Raw genomic sequence first — 21,224 nt, 5'->3', positions numbered from 1 at the left:
AAATGTCAATGGCCGATTGAGGCAGGAAGCAAATCGACAGCCCCTTTTCCCTTCAAAACAACTGGTTGTTCAGCCAGTTGTTTTTCTTTTTTCTTTCCAACTGCTGCGTTCAGCTTTTCCGCCCATTCTGCTCCGTTGTCCCTATATTGAAGGCTCATGATCCGCTGGCCGCCGAAGTAGAGATTGGTTCCGTCCTGTTCAGCAGAAGGTTGTATGGAAGGTTGGTCATGGTAAACTTTGGCCAGGCTGCCGGCTACCAGATAGGTCCGTTCCCGGCTGCTCATATCGCCTCCGGGCTGGACCAAGCCCAGGTCTTTCTTGTTCACTAGGATGGCCCCAGTCTTTTTATCCACGTTCACATGTTTTCCGCTGTATTCATACATCCGCTGGGTATACTTGTCCCGGCGGGATCCGTTGTTGGGATGGTCGCTGGGCATGAAGATGGTTCCCAGGAAGGTTTCCCGGTTGTTGCCCATCTTTTCCATCACCCGCTGCCAGAGGGCACTGCCGGCTCCTGGGTTGTATCCTGCTTCTGTAGCGTAGGTAAAGCCCAGCACATCGGCTTTCTTTTCCATGGGCAGGGTCACCAGTTTGGCGCTGCCCAGGTTGGCCAAAAGATTGGTGCCCACCGCTTCCAGCATATTGCTTTGGCTGCCAGCCACTGCTGCCAGGAGCGCGATGGGGAAAGTCCGTTTGACGCCGTTGGCCGGGTCATGCTGTTCCCCATGGCCCAGTTCGTGGCCTAGGACGAAGGCCAATTCATCTTCGTTGTAGTTCAGGGTGGTGAACAGGCCGATATTGACGGATACATTGTGTCCCAAGGTACAGTAGGCATTGAATTTGGTGCTGTCGTTGACGAAATAATGATAGGGATTCTTTTCGATGGAGGGGTCCGTCTTGGCAATGGCTGTGGAAAGCCGTCCCATGACCCGGTCCAGCATGGCATTGGCTTCTGGATCCTCGTTGACGCCCTCCTGTCCCTTGATCTGTTCCAGGTATTCGCCTCGTCCCTTGCCGTCCAAGTAGGCCACTTGTTTGTTCAGCATGCTGTATTGGGCGGAAACCAGGATCACGGAGCCGATGGCATTGCTCCAGTCAAAGGCTTCCGCTGCCGGCAGGGCTGCCGGGGACAGGGTGAAGGCACTGGTGAGCAGCAGTCCTGACAGAACGGGGAAAAGTTTCTTTTTCAGTTTCTGGGTCAGCCGACATTCCATAAAAACATCCCTTTCGAAAGTAACAAAAAAGAAAGAAACAACCACAAAACAATCGTTGTTTTATTACAAAACAACCTTATACAACCGTGAAATTTCTTGAAACCGTCCCACTTCCTCTGTCCGAACCGGACACATATGATATAATTATTTTGATAAGATTATAGGACAAGGAGAACCAAAAATCCATGAAAAAAATACTTTTTCTGACCACCGGAGGAACCATTGCCTGTACGGTGACGGATGATGGACTGGAACCGACATTGAAGGGGGAGGACATCCTGAAACAGGTGCCCGAGCTCCGGACTTTGGGGGAAATCACAGTGCGGGATCTGACCCTCCTGGACAGCAGCAATCTGGAACCGGCCCACTGGAGTGCCTGGGCCCGTCTGATCGGAGACAATTACAGCGATTATGATGCCTTTGTCCTGACCCATGGTACGGATACCCTGGCTTACACGTCCAGCGCTCTCTGCCGGATGCTGATCAATCTGGGGAAGCCGGTGGTCCTCACCGGAGCCCAAGTGCCCCTGAGCCTGACCAACAGCGATGCCCGGAGCAACCTGGAACTGGCTTTTTCCGTGGCGGCCAGCGGCCTTCCGGGCGTATTTGTGGCTTTTGGGAACAAGGTGATCAAGGGAGACTGTGCCAAGAAGATCTTTACCCGGAATCCCAATGCTTTCGAAAGTGTCAACGAGGCGCCGGTCCTCTATTTCGGTAAAGAAGGGGTCAAAAAGAACCTGCCCAGCCGGGAAAATGTGGGAGGCTTCCGGGTGGAAGAAAAACTGGAACCCAGGGTCATGGCGGTGACCATGACTCCTGGACTGAAGCCGGATATCATCGATTATGCAGTGGACCGGGGGTATAAGGGCCTGGTGCTGGAATGTTACGGAGCCGGAGGGGTGAACACGGAACAGCAGAACTTCCTGCCGGCTATCCGCCGTGCGGTGAAAAAAGGAGTGAAAGTGGTCTGTGTCAGCCAGTGCCTGTTTGATGGAGTGGACCTGTCCCTGTATCCCATGGGGATCCTGGCGGCCCAGGCCGGAGTAGAATCCGGCGGTCCTATGACCTTGGAAGCGGCTGTGACCCGGCTCATGTGGAGCCTGGCCAATGAACAGCCGGAATAAAGGAGGCGGTAAAATGGCAGGGGACACCAAAGCCATCGTAGCCCAGTTCCTGCAGGCCTGGCAGCGGGAGCGGGATCATAAAATCAAGATCTGCCTGTTCGGACAGCCAGGAGCCGGGAAAAGTTCCCTGATCAATGAACTGGCGGGACAGAGGGTGGCCCGGGTCAGCCAGGCCACGGATACTACCCGGCAGGCCCAGATCGTGGAATGTCCTGATGTGATCTATGTGGACCTGCCCGGCTATGATACCAGTGCATTCCCGGAAAATGCCTATTTCAGTGCATTCAATCCCCTCCAGTACGATCTGTTCCTGTGTGTCTTTGCTGGAAAGCTCCATCGGGCGGATGTGGATTTCTTCGGGAAAATCGCCCGGACCGGCCGGGTATGTCTCTTTGTCCGGAATAAATGCGACGGGCTCTATGATCCGTCCTGCAGCCGGGAAGAGCTGGAACGCCGGATCCTGCAGGATGTCCATAGCTTGGTGGGTCCCCGGGAAAAAGTGGTGTTCACCAGCTGCCGGCGGAATAAGCCTGCGGCAGAGCGGGGGCTCCCAGAATTGGAAACGGCCATGGGGATGCTCCTGCCGGAAGCCCGGAGGGATCGGTTTTTCCGCCATGCCAAAGCCTATACGGAAGCAGCGCTGCTGGTGAAACGGGCCAGCGCAGAACGGTCTTTGAAAAAGTTCATGGTACTGGCGGCAGCCAACGGCTTGAATCCGGTGATCGGGATGGATGCGGCCTTGGATGCCCAGATCCTGAAGGGGCTGTACCGGTCCATCCGGGAAGCGTTCGGGGTCAATGAGAAAGAGGTGCAGCCGGAAGGGCCCAGTTCCCAGATCGTGAAGAAACTGGCAGAAGGGGTCACTGGAGAACGGGTCACCAAAGGACTGACCTGGCTGCTCCGGAAGAAGGCCTCAGGCAGGGCAGCCAAGGCAATCCCCGTGGTGGGCGGTGCCGCCGTAATGGGCTTCAATGCAGGGAGTCTCTATTTCCTGGGGCAGAAGTATATCGATGCTTGTTACCGGTATGCTCTGGAACGGCTCCGGGCAGAGATCCAGATGGGGGAACCATGACAAGTGACGGAAATGCAATCAGAGAAAAACTGAAAAAACTGGATGAAGAGAATGTGAGCATCGTCCTTTTCGGTCAGCCCGGCTCCGGAAAATCCAGCCTGATCAATGCCATCTGCGGCTATCAGGCGGCTCCTGTGGGGGTGGAAACAGATACTACCCGGGAACCGCTCCTGGTGGAGCATGGAGATGCCACCTTCATCGATCTGCCTGGATATGGGACCCAGACCTTTCCCTGGAAAGATTTCCTGGAGCAGTTCCATCTCCTGGCGTATGACCTGTTCTTGTGTGTGTTCTCCGACAAGCTCCATCAGGGAGATACGGAACTGTTCCGGCAGCTGACAGCCCATGGGAAGCCCTGCATCTTCGTGCGGAACAAGACGGATCTGATCTATGAGGAAGGCATGAGCCTGGAAGAAAGCGAGGAGGCCATCCGGAACGACGTAGCCGCACAGCTGGGACGGGAAGATTTCACCCTGGTCTTTGTCTGCTCCCGCCAGGATGCCCCTGCCGGCTTGGCAGAGTTGAATGACGCCATTATGGCAAAGATGCCGGCGGCCCGGCGGGAAAAATACATCCTGACAGCGGAAGCCAGGACCCGGGAACAGCTGGATGCCAAACGGGAAGCGGCCCGGAGCTATGTGCGCCGCAGCTGTGCGTATGCGGCCTACAATGGTGTCAATCCCATCATCGGGGTGGATGCAGCGGTGGATCTGCTGATCCTCTATCAGATGTACGGATGTATCCGGGAGGCCTTTGGCATCACGCCAGAAGTGGTCCACAGCAGCCGGAAGGTTTCTTTGGGGCACAAGGCCATGATCCTGGGAGGGATGAGCAAGGAAGGCATCAAGGTGATCATCAAGACCTTGGGGCGGAAATTCGCTGCCAGGAGTTTCCTGAAAGCGGTCCCGGTGGTAGGACAGGCCGCTTCTGCCTTTTTGGGGTATCAGCTGGTCCGGCAGGCTGGACAGGCCTACATCGATGCCTGCTACGACCTGGCCAGGGAAAGGCTGCTGGAGGAACTGGACGCCCGGCGGGAAAAGTAAAACAACCAGTGTCCTACAATCATCGTACAACAGTTGTTTATAAAAAGGAGGGGACCTATGGAGGGGCTGGAACCCTATGAAAAAGAACTGACAGAACTGAATGACCTGATCTGGGATGCCGCGGAACTGAAATTCCGGGAGTTCCGTTCGGCAGAAGCCATGGCCGGGTTGCTGGAGCGGCACGGTTTCCGGATCACCCGAGGCTTGGCCCATATGCCCACGGCTTTCCTGGCAGAATATGGTACGGGGAAGCCCGTGATCGCCATCCTGGGAGAATATGATGCTTTGTCCGGACTCAGCCAGGAAGCAGGGACCTTCCGTCCTCTGCCCCGGAAAGACTGTGCCAACGGCCATGGCTGCGGCCATTCCCTTCTGGGAACAGCAGCAGCCGGCGCCGGACTCCTGCTGAAGGCATACCTGGAGGATCACCCTGGGAAAGGGACAGTACGGGTGTATGGCTGTCCGGCGGAAGAAGGGGGCAGCGGCAAGACCTATATGGTCAGGGAAGGGCTCTTCCAAGATGTAGATGGGGCACTGACCTGGCATCCGGGGACCCAGAACGAAGTGATGGTGGGATCCAACCAGGCCAATATCCAGGCGTCTTTTTCTTTTCGGGGCCGGGCGGCCCATGCGGCGGCAGCTCCCCAGAACGGCCGGAGTGCCTTGGACGCCGTGGAACTGATGGATGTAGGGGTCAATTACCTGCGGGAACATATGGCCGATTATGAACGGGTCCATTATGCCATCTTGGATGCGGGAGGCGTTTCACCCAACGTTGTACAACCCAAAGCAGAAGTCCTCTACTTGATCCGTTCCCGGACCAATGAGGAAACCAGAAGGTTGTATGAACGAGTAGTGAACATTGCTCGGGGAGCAGCCTTGATGACGGAGACCGAAATGACTGTCCGGTTCGACAAAGCGGTTTCCAATATCATCCCCAATCGGGTCCTGGGGCAGGTCCTCCATGATGCTATGGAACGTGTGGGAGTCCCGGTACGGACCGGAGAAGAAAAAGCGTTCCTGGGGCAGTTCCAGGAATTGGCCGGGGAAGAACGGGTGCTGAAAGACCCGGGGATGGCTCCCTTTCCAGATCCGGAACTCCGGGAAGAACTGATCCGGAAAGACCCCTCCGGGGCCTTCCTCCTGCCCTATCAGCCCACCAGTGTTTCAGCCATGGGGTCATCGGATACGGGGGATGTAAGCTGGATCACGCCCCTGGGACAGTTTGCTGCAGCCTGTTTCGCCATCGGTACCAGCGCCCATTCCTGGCAGTGGGTGGCCCAGGGAAAAGGGAGCGCAGCCTTGAAGGGCTGTTTCTTTGCGGCCCGGGTCCTGGCAGAAGGGGCAAAGATCCTGTATGGACAGCCGGACGTGCTGGCAGCAGCCAAAGCCGAACTGCAGAAACGGCTGTCTGGCCGGACTTATCGATGCCCCATTCCCCCAGAAGTGATGCCGAGAGCGTATGGGAAATAAGGGGACTGTCGTCCAAGCGGCAGCCCCTCACACAAAGGAGGTTGATACCATGTTCCGTCCTATGCGGCGTTTCAAACAGGCTCTCCCGGAAGAGGAATGCCTGGAAGTCCTGAAAGAGGGCAGGCGGGGAACTTTGGCCCTTGCCGGCGATGAGGGCTATCCTTACGCCCTGCCCATCAATTATTATTTCGATCCGGGATCCCACCGGATCTATTTCCACGGTGCTGGTGAAGGACACAAAATCGATGCCCTCCGGCGCTGCGACAAAGTTTCATTCTGTGTCCATGATGAAGGCGTGAAACTGGAGGGAGACTGGGCCTATACGGTGCGTTCCGTGATCATTTTCGGCCGCCTCCGGATCCTGGAGGATCGGGAACGGGGAATGGCCCTCCTGCGGCAGATCGGACTGAAATATTATCCTACGGAAGCCGCAGTGGATGATGTGATGACACGTGCCGCCAGCCGGGTAACCATGCTGGAACTGATCCCAGAACACATGACCGGGAAACGGGTCCATGAGAAGTAAGAAAAAATCCAGGTTTTTTCGGTTTTCTTTGTAAATATATTGACACTCTTCCTTTTTCCTCTTATAATGATATGAGCTGTCAAACGATTTACATATTATAGATCTTGACGTATCTTTGGAGGCAAGGGAGGGTTAGGAACATGAAGAGAACTTTTCAACCGAATAACAATCGGAGAAAAAAGACTCATGGCTTCAGAGAAAGAATGAAGACTTTGGGTGGTAAACAAGTCTTAAAGAGAAGACGTGCAAAAGGCAGAAAGAGATTGTCTGCATAAAGAATAAGATAGGCCGCTCTTCGCGGCCTATTTTACTACAAGGCAGGTGCAGGACTTTGGAACAGAATGTTCCCCGAAAGAAATATACCCAGGCCAATCGGGTCAAGTCCCATGAGCGGTTCCAGGAAATCTATGAAAAAGGCAGGTCTTACGTGGACCGGTACGGCGTTTTTTATGTGCTTCCCTCCGCCACTGGACGGAACCAGCTGGGGACGGCTGTGGGCAAACGGCTGGGGCATGCTGTGCTGCGCAACCAGGTGAAACGGCGGATGCGGGAGGTGTTCCGGAAGGAACAGGCCGGCCTGAAGGGAAAGAACGCCATCGTCTGGGTTGCCCGCCATCGTCTGGCCCATGCTCCCTACGGAGTCTATCAGGAAGTTTTCCGGCGGCTGGCCAGGAAGGCCGGGCTGCTGTAACTGTAGTACCGGAGAGGCCTATGAAAACAATTGCGATTGCCCTGATCCGTTTTTATCAGGTGTGGATTTCTCCCTGTTTTCCGCCCCGGTGCAGGTTTTATCCTACCTGCTCCCAATATGCGCTGGAGGCAGTGCAGAAATACGGTTTTCTGAAAGGATCCTATCTGGCTGTGAAGAGAATACTGAAATGTCATCCTTTCCACAAGGGTGGATATGATCCTGTGCCGTAACGGACAGGAAGAAAAGGAGTCGAACTTTGGAAATTTTAAGCTCGTTTGTCCAACAGGTGGTGGCCCATATCTATGAACTGACCCGTCTGATCGGTGAACCCAGTTACGGGCTGGCCATCATTATCATGACCATTTTAATCAAGCTGATCCTGTCTCCCCTGACGGCCAAGCAGATCGCTTCCACCCGTGCCATGAGCCGGATCCAGCCTAAGATGAAGGAACTCCAGGCAAGGTACAAGGACGACAAGGTGACCCTGAACCAGAAGATGTCTGAACTGTACAAGCAGGAGGGCGTCAACCCCTTGGCCGGCTGTCTGCCTCTTTTGATCCAGATGCCCATCATGATCGGGATTTTCTACGGCATCCGTGATTTCCAGTATGCAGGGCCCAGTTCTTTCCTGTGGATGCAGAGCATCGCGGATCCGGATCCTTATTACATCCTTCCCATCCTGTCTGCAGCCACTACCTTCATCCAATCCAAACAGACCATGCCCCCTTCGGACAATCCCCAGGGCAAGATCATGCTGTATTTCATGCCTCTTTTCATCGGGTATATCAGCTTGAAATTCCCTGCAGGCCTGGTGCTGTACTGGGTGGTCATGAACATCATGCAGATCGGCCAGCAGTTCCTGCTGGACCGGAATAAGAAAGAATCATAAAAAGTGCCGTAATGGCCTGTAAGGAGGCAGGAAGATGAACGTGGTGGAAAAGACGGGCAAAACCGTCGAAGACGCGGTGCAGGCAGCTCTTGCTGAATTGGGCGTCAGCCGGGAACAGGTTGATGTGGAAGTCCTGGAAGCTTCCAAGAGTTCCATCCTGGGCCTCTTTGGAGGACGGGACGCCAAAGTCCGGGTCACTGTCCGGGAAGAGATTCCGGCAGAACCGGAAACAGCGCCTGCCGTTACGGAAGAACCAGCTGAAGCAGAGAAAGCCGAACCGGCGGCAGATGACGGAAGCGGAGATCCTGCTGTAGAACGGGAAGAAGAACGTCAGGAAACGGCAGCGGCGGCCAAGGCTTTTCTGGAAAACATCTTTGCAGCCATGGGAATGGATCTGCTCATCGAAAAGTTCATCAGTCGAAAAGAGGATGAGATCATCCTGAAGATCCATGGGGAAGGGATCGGTGTGCTGATCGGCAAACACGGTCAGACGCTGGATGCCCTCCAGTATCTGACCAATTTGGCCGGCAACAAGGGCCACCGGAGCTGGAACCGGGTGATCCTGGATGCGGAAAATTACCGGGAGCGGCGGCGGCAGACCCTGGAACGGCTGGCCAAGAACCTGGCGGACCGGGTGAAACGGACCCGCAAAAAGGCCATGCTGGAACCGATGAATCCGTATGAACGGAAGATCGTACACATGAGCCTGCAGAACGATCCGGCGATCACTACCTACAGTGAAGGGGAAGAACCCTACCGCAAAGTAGTCATCGATCTGAAATAATATAGCTAGAACGTTGCTCCGGACAGACTTGTTCGGAGCTCTTTTTTTGGAGGGAATATGGACGATACGATCAGTGCCATTGCTACCGCCCTTGGGGTGGGGTCCATCGGCGTGATCCGGCTCAGCGGGCCGGACAGCCTGGCCATTGCAGACCGGATCTTTGCTGGACGGGAAAAGCCTGGAAAGGACAATGCCAGGAAGCTTCTGTACGGGCATATCCTTGACTGGAAAGGGCAGCCCATCGATGAAGTACTGGCTGTCTACATGCCGGGTCCCCATTCTTATACGGGGGAAGATGTCTGTGAGATCCAGTGCCATGGAGGCCGACAGGCTCTGCAGGAAATCCTCTCCCTGACTTATCAGGCGGGAGCCCGGCCGGCAGAGCCGGGGGAATTCACCAAGCGGGCCTTCCTGAATGGACGGCTGGACTTGGCAGAAGCGGAAAGCGTCATGGATATCATCAATGCCAAGAGCCGGCAGGCTCTGGTGGCTGCCAACCGGGGCCACGAGGGGGGACTGTCCCGGAAAGTCCGGGAACTGCGGAAGAAACTCCGGGACCTGGTGGTCCAGCTGGAAGCCGCCATCGATTATCCGGAAGAAGATATTGAAGAAGTGACTTACGATCGGGCGGCAGAGGTGCTGGCAGAAGGCCAGGCAGCGGTGGCCCGGCTGGTGCGCCAGGGCAGTGCCGGACGGATCCTCCGGGAAGGGCTCCGGACCGCCATCGTGGGCCGTCCCAATGTGGGAAAGTCCAGCCTGCTCAACAGCCTGCTCCAGGCGGACCGGGCCATTGTGTCCAACATTCCTGGGACCACCCGGGATATCATCGAAGAACAGATGACCATCGGGGGCATTCCCCTGGTCCTGACGGATACTGCAGGGCTCCGGGATACGGAGGACTTGGTGGAAAAAATCGGGGTGGAACGGTCCCGGGCCGCCCTGGAAGATGCCCAGCTGGCTCTGGTGGTGCTGGATGGGTCCCAGCCCCTCAGCGGGGAGGATCGGGAACTGCTCCGGAGCCTGAAGGATCGGAAGAAGCTGATCCTGGTCAACAAATCGGATCTTCCCCAGATGCTGGACACGGAAGGACTCCAGCGGGAATATGGCAGCTCCGATGTGATCGTCCTGTCGGTAAAGACCGGAGAAGGCATGGAACAGGTGGAACAGTGGCTCCGGGAGTTCGTCTACGGGGAAGGATCCGACAGCGAAAGCAGCAGTATGACCCAGAATGCCCGGCAGCAGGATCTGTTGGAAAAGGCGCTCCGGAGCCTAGAGGATGCCCTGGAGGGGGCCCGGCAGCACCTGCCCTATGACTGTCTGACCATCGATCTGACCCAGACACTCCATGATCTGGGCGAAATCACCGGAGAAGATGTCCCCGATGAAATCATCGATGAGATCTTTGCCCAATTCTGTGTGGGCAAGTAAGTTGCGGAGGAATGAACATGATCGTCGTGGATCATTATGATGTTGTGGTGGTGGGGGCCGGCCATGCAGGCTGCGAAGCGGCCCTGGCAGCGGCCCGGCTGGGGCAGAAGACCCTCCTGGCCACTTTGTCCATGGATAATATCGCCTTGATGCCCTGCAATCCATCCGTAGGGGGACCGGCCAAGGGCCACCTGGTCCGGGAAATCGATGCCCTGGGGGGGCAGATGGGACTGGCGGCGGATGAAGCCTGCATCCAGATGCGGATGCTGAACACCGGGAAGGGCTATGCAGTCCAGGCTCTCCGGGCCCAGGCAGATAAACCCCTCTACCATACCATCATGAAGGAAGTGGTGGAAAATCAGGAGAACCTGGATGTGAAGCAGCTGATGATCGACCGGCTGCTGGTGCACAATGGCCAGGTCCAGGGCGTGGAAGCCGAAACCGGAGAAGTGTTCGAAGCAGACTGTGTGATCCTCTGCACCGGGACCTACCTCCGAGGAAAGATCCTGTATGGGGAAGTGGCTTATATGTCCGGTCCCATCGGCCAGCGCTCTGCCATGAAGCTCACCGGCTCCCTCCAGGAAGCCGGGCTCCAGCTCATGCGTTTCAAGACTGGGACTCCGGCCCGGGTAGATGCCCGGAGCCTGGACTACAGCCGGATGGAACCCCAGTACGGAGATGAACGGGTGCGGAATTTCTCTTTCATGAGCACCATCACCACCCGGAACCAGGTGCCTTGTTATCTCACTTATACCAATCCCCGGACTCATCAGATCATCCGGGACAATCTGGACCGGAGCTGTATGTTCAACGGGATGATCGAAGGGGTGGGACCCCGGTACTGTCCCAGCATCGAATCCAAGATCGTCCGTTTCGCTGATAAAGAACGGCATCAGCTGTTCCTGGAGCCGGAAGGACTCCGGACCAATGAAGTCTACGTCCAAGGTATGAGCTCTTCCCTGCCGGCTGAGATCCAGGTGGCTTTTATGCAGACCATCCCGGGCTTGGAACACTGCAAGATGATGCGGGCCGGCTATGCCATCGAATATGACTGTCTGGATCCTCTCCAGCTGAAAGCCAATCTGGAACACAAACAGATCAGCGGGCTGTTCAGTGCCGGTCAATCCAACGGTACCAGCGGCTATGAAGAAGCAGCGGCTCAGGGGCTCATGGCCGGAATCAATGCAGCCTTGAAACTCCAGGGGCGGAAGCCACTGATCCTGAAGCGGAGCGATGCCTATATCGGAGTGCTGATCGATGATCTGGTGACCAAAGGGACCAGCGAGCCCTATCGGATGATGACCAGCCGGGCAGAGTACCGCCTGCTGCTGCGCCAGGACAATGCGGACCTGCGGCTGACCCAGAAGGGCCGGGATGTGGGCTTGGTGACCGATGAACGGTACGAGGCCTTTACGAAGAAACGGGATGTGATTGAGCGGACCCTGTCCAATCTGGCCCAGATCAATCTGGCTCCCAGTGAGGAAAACCAGGAAAAGATCACCGGCATGGGGTCCACGGCCCTGCGCAGTTCCATCAACATGCTGGATCTGCTCCGCCGTCCGGAAGTCACCTATGAGAAGCTGGCAGAAGCCTTCGATTTGGAGAAACTGCCGGTGGATGCTGCAGAACAAGTGGATGTGCAGGTGAAGTACCAGGGTTATATCCAAAAACAGAAACAAGAAGTGGAACGGGCCCTGAAACTGGAAGATAAACTGCTGCCGGAAGACTTGGATTACACCTTGATCCATGAACTGTCTTCGGAAGCCATGGAAAAACTCAGCAAACAGCGGCCGGTCTCCATCGGACAGGCCAGCCGGATCTCCGGGGTCTCTCCGGCGGACATCAGCGTGCTGATGGTCTATCTGGAAACCCTCCGCCGGAAAGGAGGAGAGGCATGAGCTATCGGGAAACTTTGAAGGAGGCGGCGGAAACCGCCGGCTTCTCTCTCAGCGGACAGCAGCTAGAACAGTTCTCCCAGTATGCGGATCTCCTGCTGGAAACCAACCAAAGCCTGAACCTGACGGCCATTACCGATCCGGATGAAGTGGCGGTGAAACATATGGTGGATTCCCTCCTGGTCTATGATCCCCAGCGGTTCCACAACCATACCATCGTGGACGTGGGGACGGGGGCCGGGTTCCCAGGACTGCCTTTGAAGATCTATGACCCAGGGATGCGGGTGACCCTTATCGATTCCCTCCAGAAACGGCTGAACTTCCTGGAACAGGTGGTGGCAAAATTGGGACTGGGTCAGGTCCGGTGCGTCCATGCCCGAGCGGAAGATGCGGGAAAGGATCCTGCCCTGCGGGAAAAATTCGACGTGGCGGTAGCCCGGGCCGTGGCGGCTCTGCCGGTCCTGGCGGAATACTGCCTGCCCTTGGTCCGGGTCGGCGGTGTATTCTATGCCATGAAAGGCAGCCGATACCAGGAAGAAGTGGAAGCAGCCCATCATGCAGTGGAAGTACTGGGCGGACGGATCACAGCTGTCCGGCCGGTCCGGCTTCCCGGGCTGGCAGATCAGCGGGCCATCATCACTGTCGAGAAAGTGCGTCCCACGCCCAAACAATATCCCCGGAAGGCTGGGACGGCGGTGAAAAAGCCATTATAAGGAACCTGTTGGCAGCAGGCAGTCAATAAAGGAATAAAAAGTCAAAAGGACAATGTTTCACGTGAAACATTGTCCTTTTGACTTTTGAAAGAGGAGCTTTTGTTTCTCCATGTCACACAAACGTAACTTCTTTGTGGTATCCTGAACCCGATACAGAGACAAGGAGGTTCCATCTATGAATAAGAAAATCGCTGCAGCTGTCCTTTCTGCCTATCTGCTGGGAGCTGCCTCCCATGCCCTGCCGGTCCAGGCTTTTGACCTGGGATCTGTCCTGAAGTTGGGTGGGATCAGCTATTTGGTCAGCCGGTACGGAGAAGAAATCAATACCTTTATCAACAAACTGACCCTCCAGAAAGGATTGGATACCCAATATGCTACCAAGGTGGTCCCCATCCTCAGCCTGGGAAATGGCAGTTATATCGGTGCCGTCCAAGTAGTAGGCCCCAAGGCCCAGGTGGACCAAGTAAAAGCCGTGGGTCAGCTGGAAGGGAATTTTGCCAGCGTGGCCCGGATCAAAGCCATGATCCCCATCGATGCCACCAGTATCAGCAATATCAATCGGGTGGAAGGGGTCGGCGTCAGTGCCATTGTGGATTTCAAACTGTGATCCGGCTGCATGATTTCTGAAAAAGAAGGGATCTGATCTGATGAACAGAAGTATTTTTCTAGGACTGGCACTGTGGTGCAGTCTCTGCAGCCTGCCGCTGACAGCTGGCGCTTCAGCCGGGAGCCAAGCTACTCTTTCAGCCACGGGAGAAAATACCGTCGCAGTCCAGAAAGCAATTCCTGCTGTGCGCCCCCAAATCACGGCCATCAGTACTGTCTATGGGGACGGAGAAAGTGTCTCGGCAGTGGTCCTCCGCTATCCTAAGACCATTGACGAAAAGCGCTTCCAGGCGGCTGCGTTCCAAGTGGAAGGCAAGGCCATCCGTGCTGTCAAGACCAACGACCGCCCGGAAGTCCCTGCTGTTTCCAAGGAGGGACCTTATGTGATCTTGGAACTGGACCATCCGGCAGCACCGCTTCCCACAGCAGCCTCTCAGGCTGCCCATCGGGATACAGGAAAAGAGAAAGAAGCGGGGGCCTTGGCAGGAGGGGATGCTCCCATGTATTCCGACCGGAAAGCACCGGACCTTTCTGTTGCTGTCCGCCAGACTGGCACGGTCTTTGGAGAAGACGGCACGGTCTATGGCCCCTGGGAAACGGCGCTGGCAGCCGAAAAGACCGTGGACCCGGTGAAGGAAAGTTTCCGGACTTTCACTTACAGGGATCCGGCCACCGGTTATACCATGCCGTATAATCTTTATCTGCCCAAGGGGTATGAACAGGGAAAGAGCTATCCCATGGTAGTGTTCATCGCAGATGCCAGCGCCAATATCAATGATCCCCAGGCGGTGCTGTATCAGGGGAATGGGGCTGTTGTCTGGGCCTCTCCAGAAGAACAGGCCCGGCATCCTGCCATTGTGCTGGCTCCCCAGTATACCGAAGACTTGATCCGTTCCATCGGTATGATGACTACGGATACCCACGAATGGACCAAGGGGCTCCAGCTGGTGACGGACCTGATCCAGGATGTGAAGAAACGGTATAAAGTGGATCCTCAGCGGATCTATGGGACAGGCCAGTCCCAGGGAGGGATGGCCAATATCGCCATCAGCGACCGGTATCCAGAGCTGTTTGCAGCCCAATACCTGGTAGCCTGCCAGTGGGATACCCGGGAAATGGAGGCCCTGAAGGATAAGAATCTCTGGATCACCGTCTGTCAGGGCGATGGCAAGGCTTTTCCGGGTATGAATGAAGCCACAGCCCTGTGGGAAAAAGCCGGGGCACGGGTGGCCCGGAGCCGGATGTGGGACAGCACTGCTGGGAAACCAGAGTTCGCACAGATGGTGAAAGTGATGGAGGAACAGGAATCGCCCATCAACTATACTGTATTCCGGGAAGGAAACCATATGTATACTTGGACTTTTGCCTATGACATCGATGGGATCCGAGACTGGCTGTTTGAACAAAAAAAGTAACGAAAGGAAGAGGAAGATGATCGAAGAGAAAAAATTGGTGGACCGCTTCCTGCGGTATGTCTCTTTTGATACCCAATCAGATGAAGAAAATACAGCTGTGCTGCCCAGTACGCCGGGGCAGATGGTATTTGCCCGGTCCCTGGCAAAGGAACTGGAAGCCTTGGGACTGGCAGATGTTTCGGTGGATAGCCAGGGCTATGTCATGGGAACCCTTCCGGCTACGGCAGGGATCAGCGGTTCTACGGTGGGCTTCATCGCCCATATGGATACCAGCCCGGAAGCTTCCGGCAAAGATGTGAAACCGCTCCTGGTCCGGAATTACCAAGGCGGAGACATCCTGCTGCATCCGGAAAAACACATCGTCTTTTCTGCAGAAGATTTTCCGGAAGTCCGGAAATACCGGGGACAGGATATCTTGTTCACCGACGGTACTACCCTTTTGGGAGCCGATGACAAAGCTGGGGTGGCAGCCATTGTAACGGCTCTGGAATATTTCCAGAATCATCCAGAGATCCCCCATGGGACCCTGCGGGTGGGCTTTACCCCGGATGAGGAAACCGGCCGGAGCTCTTCCGGTTTCGATGTCAAAAAATTCGGAGCGGATTTTGCTTATACAGTGGATGGCGGGGAACTGGGAGGCTTGGAATATGAAAATTTCAATGCGGACAATCCGGTGATTACCTTCCACGGCCGCAGTGTCCATACCGGTTCCGCCAAAGGAAAAATGAAGAATGCCCTGACCATGGCTGCGGAATGGCAGCAGGCCTTGCCGGCAGGGGAGAAACCGGAATATACAGAAGGGTATGAAGGATTCTTCCATGTCCACAAGGTGACGGGAGATGTGGAGACCTGCCGGATGCATATGTTGATCCGGGACCATGACAAGGACCGGTTTGGAGAACGGAAGGCGTTCCTGGACCAGCTGGCTGCTTTCCTGAATGAGAAATACGGAGCCGGCAGTGTGGAAGTGGAACACCATGATATGTACTACAATATGCTGGAAAAGATCCGGGACGGCCATCTGGAAGTGGTGGAACTGGCCCGGAGGGCCATGGAGGCAGTGGGCGTGAAACCCTGCGTGGCACCCATCCGGGGCGGTACGGACGGAGCCCGGCTGTCCTATCAGGGACTGCCCTGTCCCAATCTTTTCACGGGCGGGGCCAATTTCCATGGCCGGTTCGAATATCTGCCCATCCCCAGCCTGGTGAAGGCCTGTGAAACGGTGGTGGAAATCGGGAAGAGAGGGTACAGGATCTAGGGCCGTGAATCCCGGGCTTGTTGGTATGGGATAGTTGGTACTGTCCTGGAGTCAGGGAATAACTGCATTGCCGTTCTTTTGAAAAGAAAAAGACAGAAAGAGCTGCAGGAACAAGCCCGTGACCCGCAACTCATAGCTCGTGACCTGAGGTTGTTGCTTATATGTGCAACAACCTCATTTCTATGTTACAATATCCTACAGTGTCCCAAAGGAAATAAGGAAAGGAGTGGACCCTATGACCCGAGTCATTGCTGTGGCCAACCAGAAGGGCGGGGTGGGAAAGACCACCACCAGCATCAATCTGGCTGCCTGTCTGGCTGAAGGCCGGAAGAAGACCTTGCTGGTGGATCTGGACGCCCAGGGAAACGCCACCAGCGGTCTGGGCATCGATAAGAGCAGTCTGTCCCGCTGCATGTATGATGTGCTGATCAACAATACAGAAATGGATGGAATCATCCAGCCCACAGAATGGAAAAATCTGTGGGTGGCACCGGCCACCATGAACTTGGCCGGGGCGGAAATCGATCTGATCGAAAAAAAGAATCCAGCCAATGCCTTGAAAAAACATCTGTCCAAAATTACGTACAATTATGATTTTATCATCATCGATTGCCCGCCTTCTCTGAGCTTCTTGACGGTCAATGCCCTGACAGCCGCTGCCAGCGTCCTGATCCCCATCCAATGTGAATTCTATGCCCTGGAAGGGGTCTCCCAGTTGCTGTCCACTGTGGACCGGATCCGGCAGTCCACCAATCCAGATTTGGCTGTCGAGGGAATCGTCATGACCATGACGGACAGCCGGACCAATCTGTCCAATGATGTGGTGGCCCAGGTCCGGGAACATTTTCCCGATTTGGTGTATAAAACCATGATCCCACGTTCCGTGCGGCTGGGGGAAGCACCTAGCTACGGGCAGCCCATTACGGTCTACGACCCTCACGGCAAGGCGGCAGAGGCCTACAGAGCTCTGGCACGGGAGGTGAAGCGTCATGGCAGGTAAAAAAAGCGGCCTGGGCACGAACGGGCTGGATAAGATGTTCGGTGTCCGGAAACAGAAGACACCGGCGCCTGTGGTGGAAGAAAAGAAAGCGGGGGAACAGGTGGGAAAAGTCCCCGTAAAGAACCTGAAACCCAATCCCTACCAGCCCCGGAAGACTTTTGATCCGGACCAGCTGAAGGAACTGGAAGAGAGCATCCGGCAGAGCGGTGTGATCCAACCGTTGATCGTCCGGAAAAAGGGCCGGCAGTATGAAATCGTGGCCGGGGAACGGCGTTGGCGGGCAGCCAAAGCAGCGGGCCTGGACCAGGTCCCGGTGGTGGTACGAGACTATGACGACGCCGCCATGATGGAAGTGGCGCTGGTGGAAAACATGCAGCGCAGCGATTTGGATCCCATGGAAGAAGCCCGGGGCATCCAGCATCTCATGGCATCCCTGCAGCTTACCCAGGAAGAAGCGGCCCGGAAACTGGGCAAGAGCCGGGCTGCGGTGGCCAATGCCCTCCGGCTGCTGAAACTGCCTCCGGAAGTGGCGGAAATGGTATCGGCAGGAAAACTGTCCGTGGGTCAAATCCGTCCTCTGCTGGGACTGGCAAAACCGGAACAGGCGGTGGAGCTGGCCCGGCGGGCGGCAGCGGGAGGCTGGTCTGCCCGTATCATGGAAGAAGTGGTCAAGGCAGAACGGGAGGGCAAGCCCTATCACATCTATATGCAGACCGAAGAGAACTTGATCCCTCCTGCCAAAGGGAACCGGTCTGCCAAAAAGCCGCAAAAAAGCTTGGATCAGCTCCTGGCCGCTTCCACAGAGGAAATGGATGTGGATACCAAAGCGTTCCAAGAAAAGCTTATCCAATACCTGGGGACCCGGGTCAGGATCGAGCCTTCCCGGAAAGAGCGGGGAGGACGGATCCTCATCGAATATTACGGTCCGGAGGATCTGGAACGGCTCTATGATCTGCTGAAAGGACCGGAGCGGACCGGAGGCCGGAAAAAAGCCAGTCCCTTTACGGTCTGAGGAGGGCAGGATGATTGGAAGCGGGACCCTTGTGAATGTGGCCGCCATTGCAGGCGGCAGCCTGGTCGGCCTCCTGGTAGGCCGGGGTATCAAAGAAAAATACCAGGAAACGGTGATCTATGGACTGGCCCTGTGCGTGATCCTCTTGGGTATCCAGATGGCCCTCCAGGGGCAGCATATCCTCCTGACCATCATCAGCCTGGTGATCGGCTCTATTTTGGGGGAGGCCCTGGGCATTGAAGAAAAATTGGAACAGGCCGGTACCTGGCTGGCGGGGAAAGTCCAGAAGGCAAAAGGCCAGGGAGATGCAGGGACGGAAGCTTTTGTAGACGGCTTCCTGTCCACCAGCCTCCTGTACTGTGTAGGGGCCATGGCCATCGTAGGCTCCATCCAGGACGGGCTCAGCGGGGATGCCACTACCCTGTACACCAAAGCCATGATCGACGGGCTCAGCGGCATCATTTATGCCGCCAATCTGGGTATCGGGGTTTTGTTCTCTGCCCTATCTGTAGGGATCTATCAGGGGATCCTAACGGCGTTGGCCGGTATCCTGGGTCCCTATATGAGCCAGACCGTGGTCCAGGAGATTTCCGCCAGCGGCGGGTTGATGATCCTGGGAGTAGGGATCAATATGACCCATCTGCTGAAGATCCGAGTGGGAAATATGCTGCCGGGGCTGCTGGTGGCTGGCGTGGGCGCAGGACTTTTTTTATAAATCCTCTTGCATTCTGCGGCAAGTAAGAGTATAATACAATTTATCGGGATTATAGCTCAGTTGGTTAGAGCGCATCGCTCACATCGATGAGGTCTACGGTTCGAATCCGCATAATCCCACCAATTTAAAATGAAAAGAAGCTGTTGCTCCGGCAACAGCTTCTTTTTTGCGTGGAAAAGGAAAAGAAGGAAAACGCAGCCAGCCGCGGGTTTCTTTCTACATCCAGTGACCGTTGACCAGAGACAGGGGCTGCTGCTTCTGCAGCAGCCCATCCCTTTTTTTCTGCAAATTCCTGCACTTTTTTTACTCACTTTTCCTTTCCCCCGGTGCCTCCCCCTTTTCCATGACTCTTTTTGGCCTTGTCCGGTTCTCCTTCCCGTGCTACACTTATCCAGAAGGCATGCCTTTCTATTTTATCCGAAATGAGGTCCTGTTAAGTTCTCTCTCAAAACGAAACAGCTTTTTGCAGCATCCGTCTCCCTGCTGATCTTGGGAGCTTCCAGTGTGGTGGCTGGGGCGCCTGCCACCGGCCGGGAACAGATCCCCAATCCCATAGTCAGCTACGGGACCTATGGCTCCGCTGCCCGGGTCCTGGGTTTTGCGCCTCTGACTCTCAGCCGAGATTCCGGGTACACCCCTGAAGGATATTCTGTAATCGGCGGACGGTCCGCAGACTTATCTTTCCTTCGTTTGGGACAGCCAGAGGCCAAAGTGCGGATCCGTACAGCCTTGAAAAAAGAGATAAGTAAAGAAGAATTAAGTGGAATATATGGAGCGGAATGGCATAAGCAACGTATAAATGAGACGAATATGGAAATTGCCCAGCTTGGGCCGCAATCCTACGCCGCCCGGTGGGAAACCGGGAATTATGTATTCGCTGTCCAAGGACAGGGGATGGAACCCGCAGCCTTCCGCAGCCTTCTCACCAACAGCCTGGTGGAAGATACGGAGCATTATTTCGCGTCCATCCAAAAGAATCCGGAAAAAAGCGGGAAGAAAACAGTTTACAGTACTTTATAAGAAGGGGCTGTTGCATGCGCAGCAGCTCCCCTTTTGAGGTCTCGGGTCTCGAGCCGTGAGTCGCGAGCTTCTTGGCGGAACCCGAAAATCCGGTTTTCTAGATTTCTGTCGATTTTGTCTTATCATTCTATAGAAAAAGGACCAACGGTTTCAACATCCAGGCTCGCGATCCGTGACTGGGGGTGTGAATTTTTTCACACCCCCTTTCTCATTTCCCATGGTACCGTCACAGTCCGGTCTAGTTGAAGCAGCCACTGGTGCTTTTTGTGGCTGTAGGTACGGATCTCAATTTTTTCCGGATACAGGAAGAGGGAATTTGTCCAGACTTGTTTCCCATCCCAGGTGGGATTGTGGACATCCAGGATTTCTGTTCCGGTGATTTTGTTTACTGGATTGGTGAAACTGGGATTTTTGGGAGAGGTGTGGGTGTGGCCGGAAACCCAAAGCAGGATCTGGGGATTTTCCTGGAGCAGCTTCTGGAGTTTTTTGGCTGGTTGGGCATAGTTCCGGGGTTTGTCCAGCTTGCTGCCGGGGAGCAGGGTGCCGGAAACGGGTGCATGGCAGAAAATCAAGGTGGGTTCCTGCCGATGGTCTTTCAGTTCCTTCTTCAGCCAGTCCAACTGTTCTTTGGACAGTTCCACTGCATACTTGCTTTCCAGGGTATCCGGGGAAAGGAACAGCAGGAAGTACTGTCCCAGCTTGCGGGAATGGTACAGGGGACCGAAGTTTTTTTCATAGTCTTCCATATGCCGGAACCGTTCATAGGAATCTGCCGGCCGGAGACGGCCGGTGCTGGAAAGTTCACTGCTGTAGATGACTTCATGGTTCCCGGCTAGGAATTCCTTGGGCTTCTTGACACGGTCCGTCAGTTTCCGGGCCAGCTTGTAATCGGCCGAGCTGCCGGTTTTCTGGACCATATCTCCCGTAAATACACAAAGGTCCACATCGTCCCATCCGTTGATTTCCCGGACCGCGTTCTCCTTGTTCTTCATTTTTCGGGTCCGGAGGTCCGGGTCCAAGGTCTTGCTGCCATAATGGACATCGCTGCATACAACGATCCGTTCGTAACGCCGAGCTTGGACGGTGTGGTCCATAGGGGCCATGGGCAGGATGCAGGCTAGCATCGTGAGCAGCGCCGTAATGAGAAACCATCGTTTTTTCATCATCATTCTTCTCCTTTCAGATGGCTTTATTATAGCAGGATTGGAAAAGGGGAGAAAAAATTCTTTTGGAATGGATTGGATCAGGATAGGATAAACAACTTATGTCTTACAAACGTAGGATAGATGTTGTTTTAGCCTTCTTTAAGCCTTTTCCATTGCCAACCCTGGCTCCATCCAGTATGA

General features: G+C 55.3%; 22 protein-coding genes and 1 tRNA gene. 21 read left to right on the top strand and 2 right to left on the bottom strand.

Annotation, left to right across the window (positions count from 1 at the left end; all coding sequences use genetic code 11):
* Positions 1-5: 5 nt before the first annotated feature.
* Complete coding sequence (locus tag BQ2657_RS02880) at positions 6-1,214, bottom strand: M48 family metallopeptidase (RefSeq protein ID WP_075579289.1); 1,209 nt, start codon at positions 1,212-1,214, stop codon at positions 6-8.
* Positions 1,215-1,399: 185 nt separating this feature from the next.
* Between BQ2657_RS02880 and BQ2657_RS02875 the strand changes: the two genes are divergently transcribed.
* The 21 genes from BQ2657_RS02875 (at position 1,400) to BQ2657_RS02775 (ending at position 19,878) form a co-directional block, all read left to right on the top strand.
* Positions 1,400-2,338: an asparaginase gene (locus tag BQ2657_RS02875; RefSeq protein ID WP_075579288.1), complete on the top strand. Its 939-nt coding sequence runs from the start codon at positions 1,400-1,402 to the stop codon at positions 2,336-2,338.
* Positions 2,339-2,351: 13 nt separating this feature from the next.
* Positions 2,352-3,410 (top strand): GTPase domain-containing protein, encoded by a 1,059-nt coding sequence (locus tag BQ2657_RS02870; protein ID WP_075579287.1) that lies wholly within the window; start codon positions 2,352-2,354, stop codon positions 3,408-3,410.
* On the top strand, positions 3,407-4,453 hold the full coding sequence (locus tag BQ2657_RS02865; protein ID WP_075579286.1) for a GTPase: 1,047 nt from the start codon (positions 3,407-3,409) through the stop codon (positions 4,451-4,453). The genes BQ2657_RS02870 and BQ2657_RS02865 overlap by 4 nt, the downstream gene beginning before the upstream one ends.
* 57 nt (positions 4,454-4,510) lie before the next feature.
* Entirely contained in the window at positions 4,511-5,926 is a 1,416-nt protein-coding gene (locus BQ2657_RS02860; RefSeq protein ID WP_075579285.1) for an amidohydrolase, read from the top strand.
* A gap of 49 nt (positions 5,927-5,975) precedes the next feature.
* The gene (locus tag BQ2657_RS02855; RefSeq protein ID WP_075579284.1) at positions 5,976-6,452 is read left to right on the top strand and encodes a pyridoxamine 5'-phosphate oxidase family protein; all 477 of its coding nucleotides are present in this window, start codon (positions 5,976-5,978) and stop codon (positions 6,450-6,452) included.
* Positions 6,453-6,592: 140 nt separating this feature from the next.
* Entirely contained in the window at positions 6,593-6,727 is a 135-nt protein-coding gene (gene rpmH / locus BQ2657_RS02850; RefSeq protein ID WP_075579283.1) for a 50S ribosomal protein L34, read from the top strand.
* 56 nt (positions 6,728-6,783) lie between these two features.
* The gene (gene rnpA / locus BQ2657_RS02845; protein WP_075579282.1) at positions 6,784-7,143 is read left to right on the top strand and encodes a ribonuclease P protein component; all 360 of its coding nucleotides are present in this window, start codon (positions 6,784-6,786) and stop codon (positions 7,141-7,143) included.
* Positions 7,144-7,163: 20 nt separating this feature from the next.
* Positions 7,164-7,373: a membrane protein insertion efficiency factor YidD gene (yidD, locus tag BQ2657_RS02840; protein WP_071141718.1), complete on the top strand. Its 210-nt coding sequence runs from the start codon at positions 7,164-7,166 to the stop codon at positions 7,371-7,373.
* 26 nt (positions 7,374-7,399) lie between these two features.
* Positions 7,400-8,032: a YidC/Oxa1 family membrane protein insertase gene (locus tag BQ2657_RS02835; RefSeq protein WP_075579281.1), complete on the top strand. Its 633-nt coding sequence runs from the start codon at positions 7,400-7,402 to the stop codon at positions 8,030-8,032.
* Positions 8,033-8,066: 34 nt separating this feature from the next.
* On the top strand, positions 8,067-8,816 hold the full coding sequence (jag, locus tag BQ2657_RS02830) for an RNA-binding cell elongation regulator Jag/EloR (protein ID WP_075579280.1): 750 nt from the start codon (positions 8,067-8,069) through the stop codon (positions 8,814-8,816).
* Positions 8,817-8,873: 57 nt separating this feature from the next.
* Entirely contained in the window at positions 8,874-10,244 is a 1,371-nt protein-coding gene (gene mnmE / locus BQ2657_RS02825; protein ID WP_075579279.1) for a tRNA uridine-5-carboxymethylaminomethyl(34) synthesis GTPase MnmE, read from the top strand.
* Positions 10,245-10,261: 17 nt separating this feature from the next.
* Positions 10,262-12,142, top strand: a complete 1,881-nt coding sequence (gene mnmG, locus BQ2657_RS02820; protein ID WP_075579278.1) for a tRNA uridine-5-carboxymethylaminomethyl(34) synthesis enzyme MnmG — start codon at positions 10,262-10,264, stop codon at positions 12,140-12,142.
* Positions 12,139-12,852, top strand: a complete 714-nt coding sequence (gene rsmG, locus BQ2657_RS02815) for a 16S rRNA (guanine(527)-N(7))-methyltransferase RsmG (protein WP_075579277.1) — start codon at positions 12,139-12,141, stop codon at positions 12,850-12,852. Before mnmG ends, rsmG begins: the two co-directional genes overlap by 4 nt.
* Before the next feature lie 175 nt (positions 12,853-13,027).
* Positions 13,028-13,459: a hypothetical protein gene (locus BQ2657_RS02810; RefSeq protein WP_075579276.1), complete on the top strand. Its 432-nt coding sequence runs from the start codon at positions 13,028-13,030 to the stop codon at positions 13,457-13,459.
* A 40-nt stretch (positions 13,460-13,499) separates the two neighbouring features.
* Positions 13,500-14,873 (top strand): alpha/beta hydrolase-fold protein, encoded by a 1,374-nt coding sequence (locus BQ2657_RS02805; RefSeq protein WP_075579275.1) that lies wholly within the window; start codon positions 13,500-13,502, stop codon positions 14,871-14,873.
* Positions 14,874-14,889: 16 nt separating this feature from the next.
* Positions 14,890-16,131: a peptidase T gene (gene pepT, locus BQ2657_RS02800; protein WP_075579274.1), complete on the top strand. Its 1,242-nt coding sequence runs from the start codon at positions 14,890-14,892 to the stop codon at positions 16,129-16,131.
* A gap of 235 nt (positions 16,132-16,366) precedes the next feature.
* A complete protein-coding gene (locus BQ2657_RS02795; RefSeq protein WP_075579273.1) occupies positions 16,367-17,131 on the top strand; it encodes a ParA family protein in 765 nt (254 codons plus the stop codon).
* Positions 17,121-18,143: a ParB/RepB/Spo0J family partition protein gene (locus tag BQ2657_RS02790; RefSeq protein ID WP_075579272.1), complete on the top strand. Its 1,023-nt coding sequence runs from the start codon at positions 17,121-17,123 to the stop codon at positions 18,141-18,143. Before BQ2657_RS02795 ends, BQ2657_RS02790 begins: the two co-directional genes overlap by 11 nt.
* A 10-nt stretch (positions 18,144-18,153) precedes the next feature.
* Complete coding sequence (locus tag BQ2657_RS02785; RefSeq protein WP_075579271.1) at positions 18,154-18,858, top strand: DUF554 domain-containing protein; 705 nt, start codon at positions 18,154-18,156, stop codon at positions 18,856-18,858.
* 45 nt (positions 18,859-18,903) lie between these two features.
* Positions 18,904-18,980: transfer RNA gene (locus BQ2657_RS02780), tRNA-Val, on the top strand.
* Positions 18,981-19,347: 367 nt separating this feature from the next.
* Positions 19,348-19,878, top strand: coding sequence for a hypothetical protein (locus BQ2657_RS02775; RefSeq protein ID WP_143224824.1), 531 nt, complete (start codon positions 19,348-19,350; stop codon positions 19,876-19,878).
* Between the two features lie 194 nt (positions 19,879-20,072).
* Here the strand turns inward: BQ2657_RS02775 and BQ2657_RS02770 are convergent, their stop codons facing one another.
* Positions 20,073-21,041, bottom strand: coding sequence for a metallophosphoesterase family protein (locus tag BQ2657_RS02770; protein WP_232708991.1), 969 nt, complete (start codon positions 21,039-21,041; stop codon positions 20,073-20,075).
* Positions 21,042-21,224 lie beyond the last annotated feature (183 nt).

It is taken from the genome of Acidaminococcus massiliensis (assembly GCF_900095825.1).
Classification (GTDB): domain Bacteria; phylum Bacillota; class Negativicutes; order Acidaminococcales; family Acidaminococcaceae; genus Acidaminococcus; species Acidaminococcus massiliensis.
Note: the sequence above shows the minus strand (reverse complement) of the source record. Positions and strands in the feature narration are given on the sequence as shown.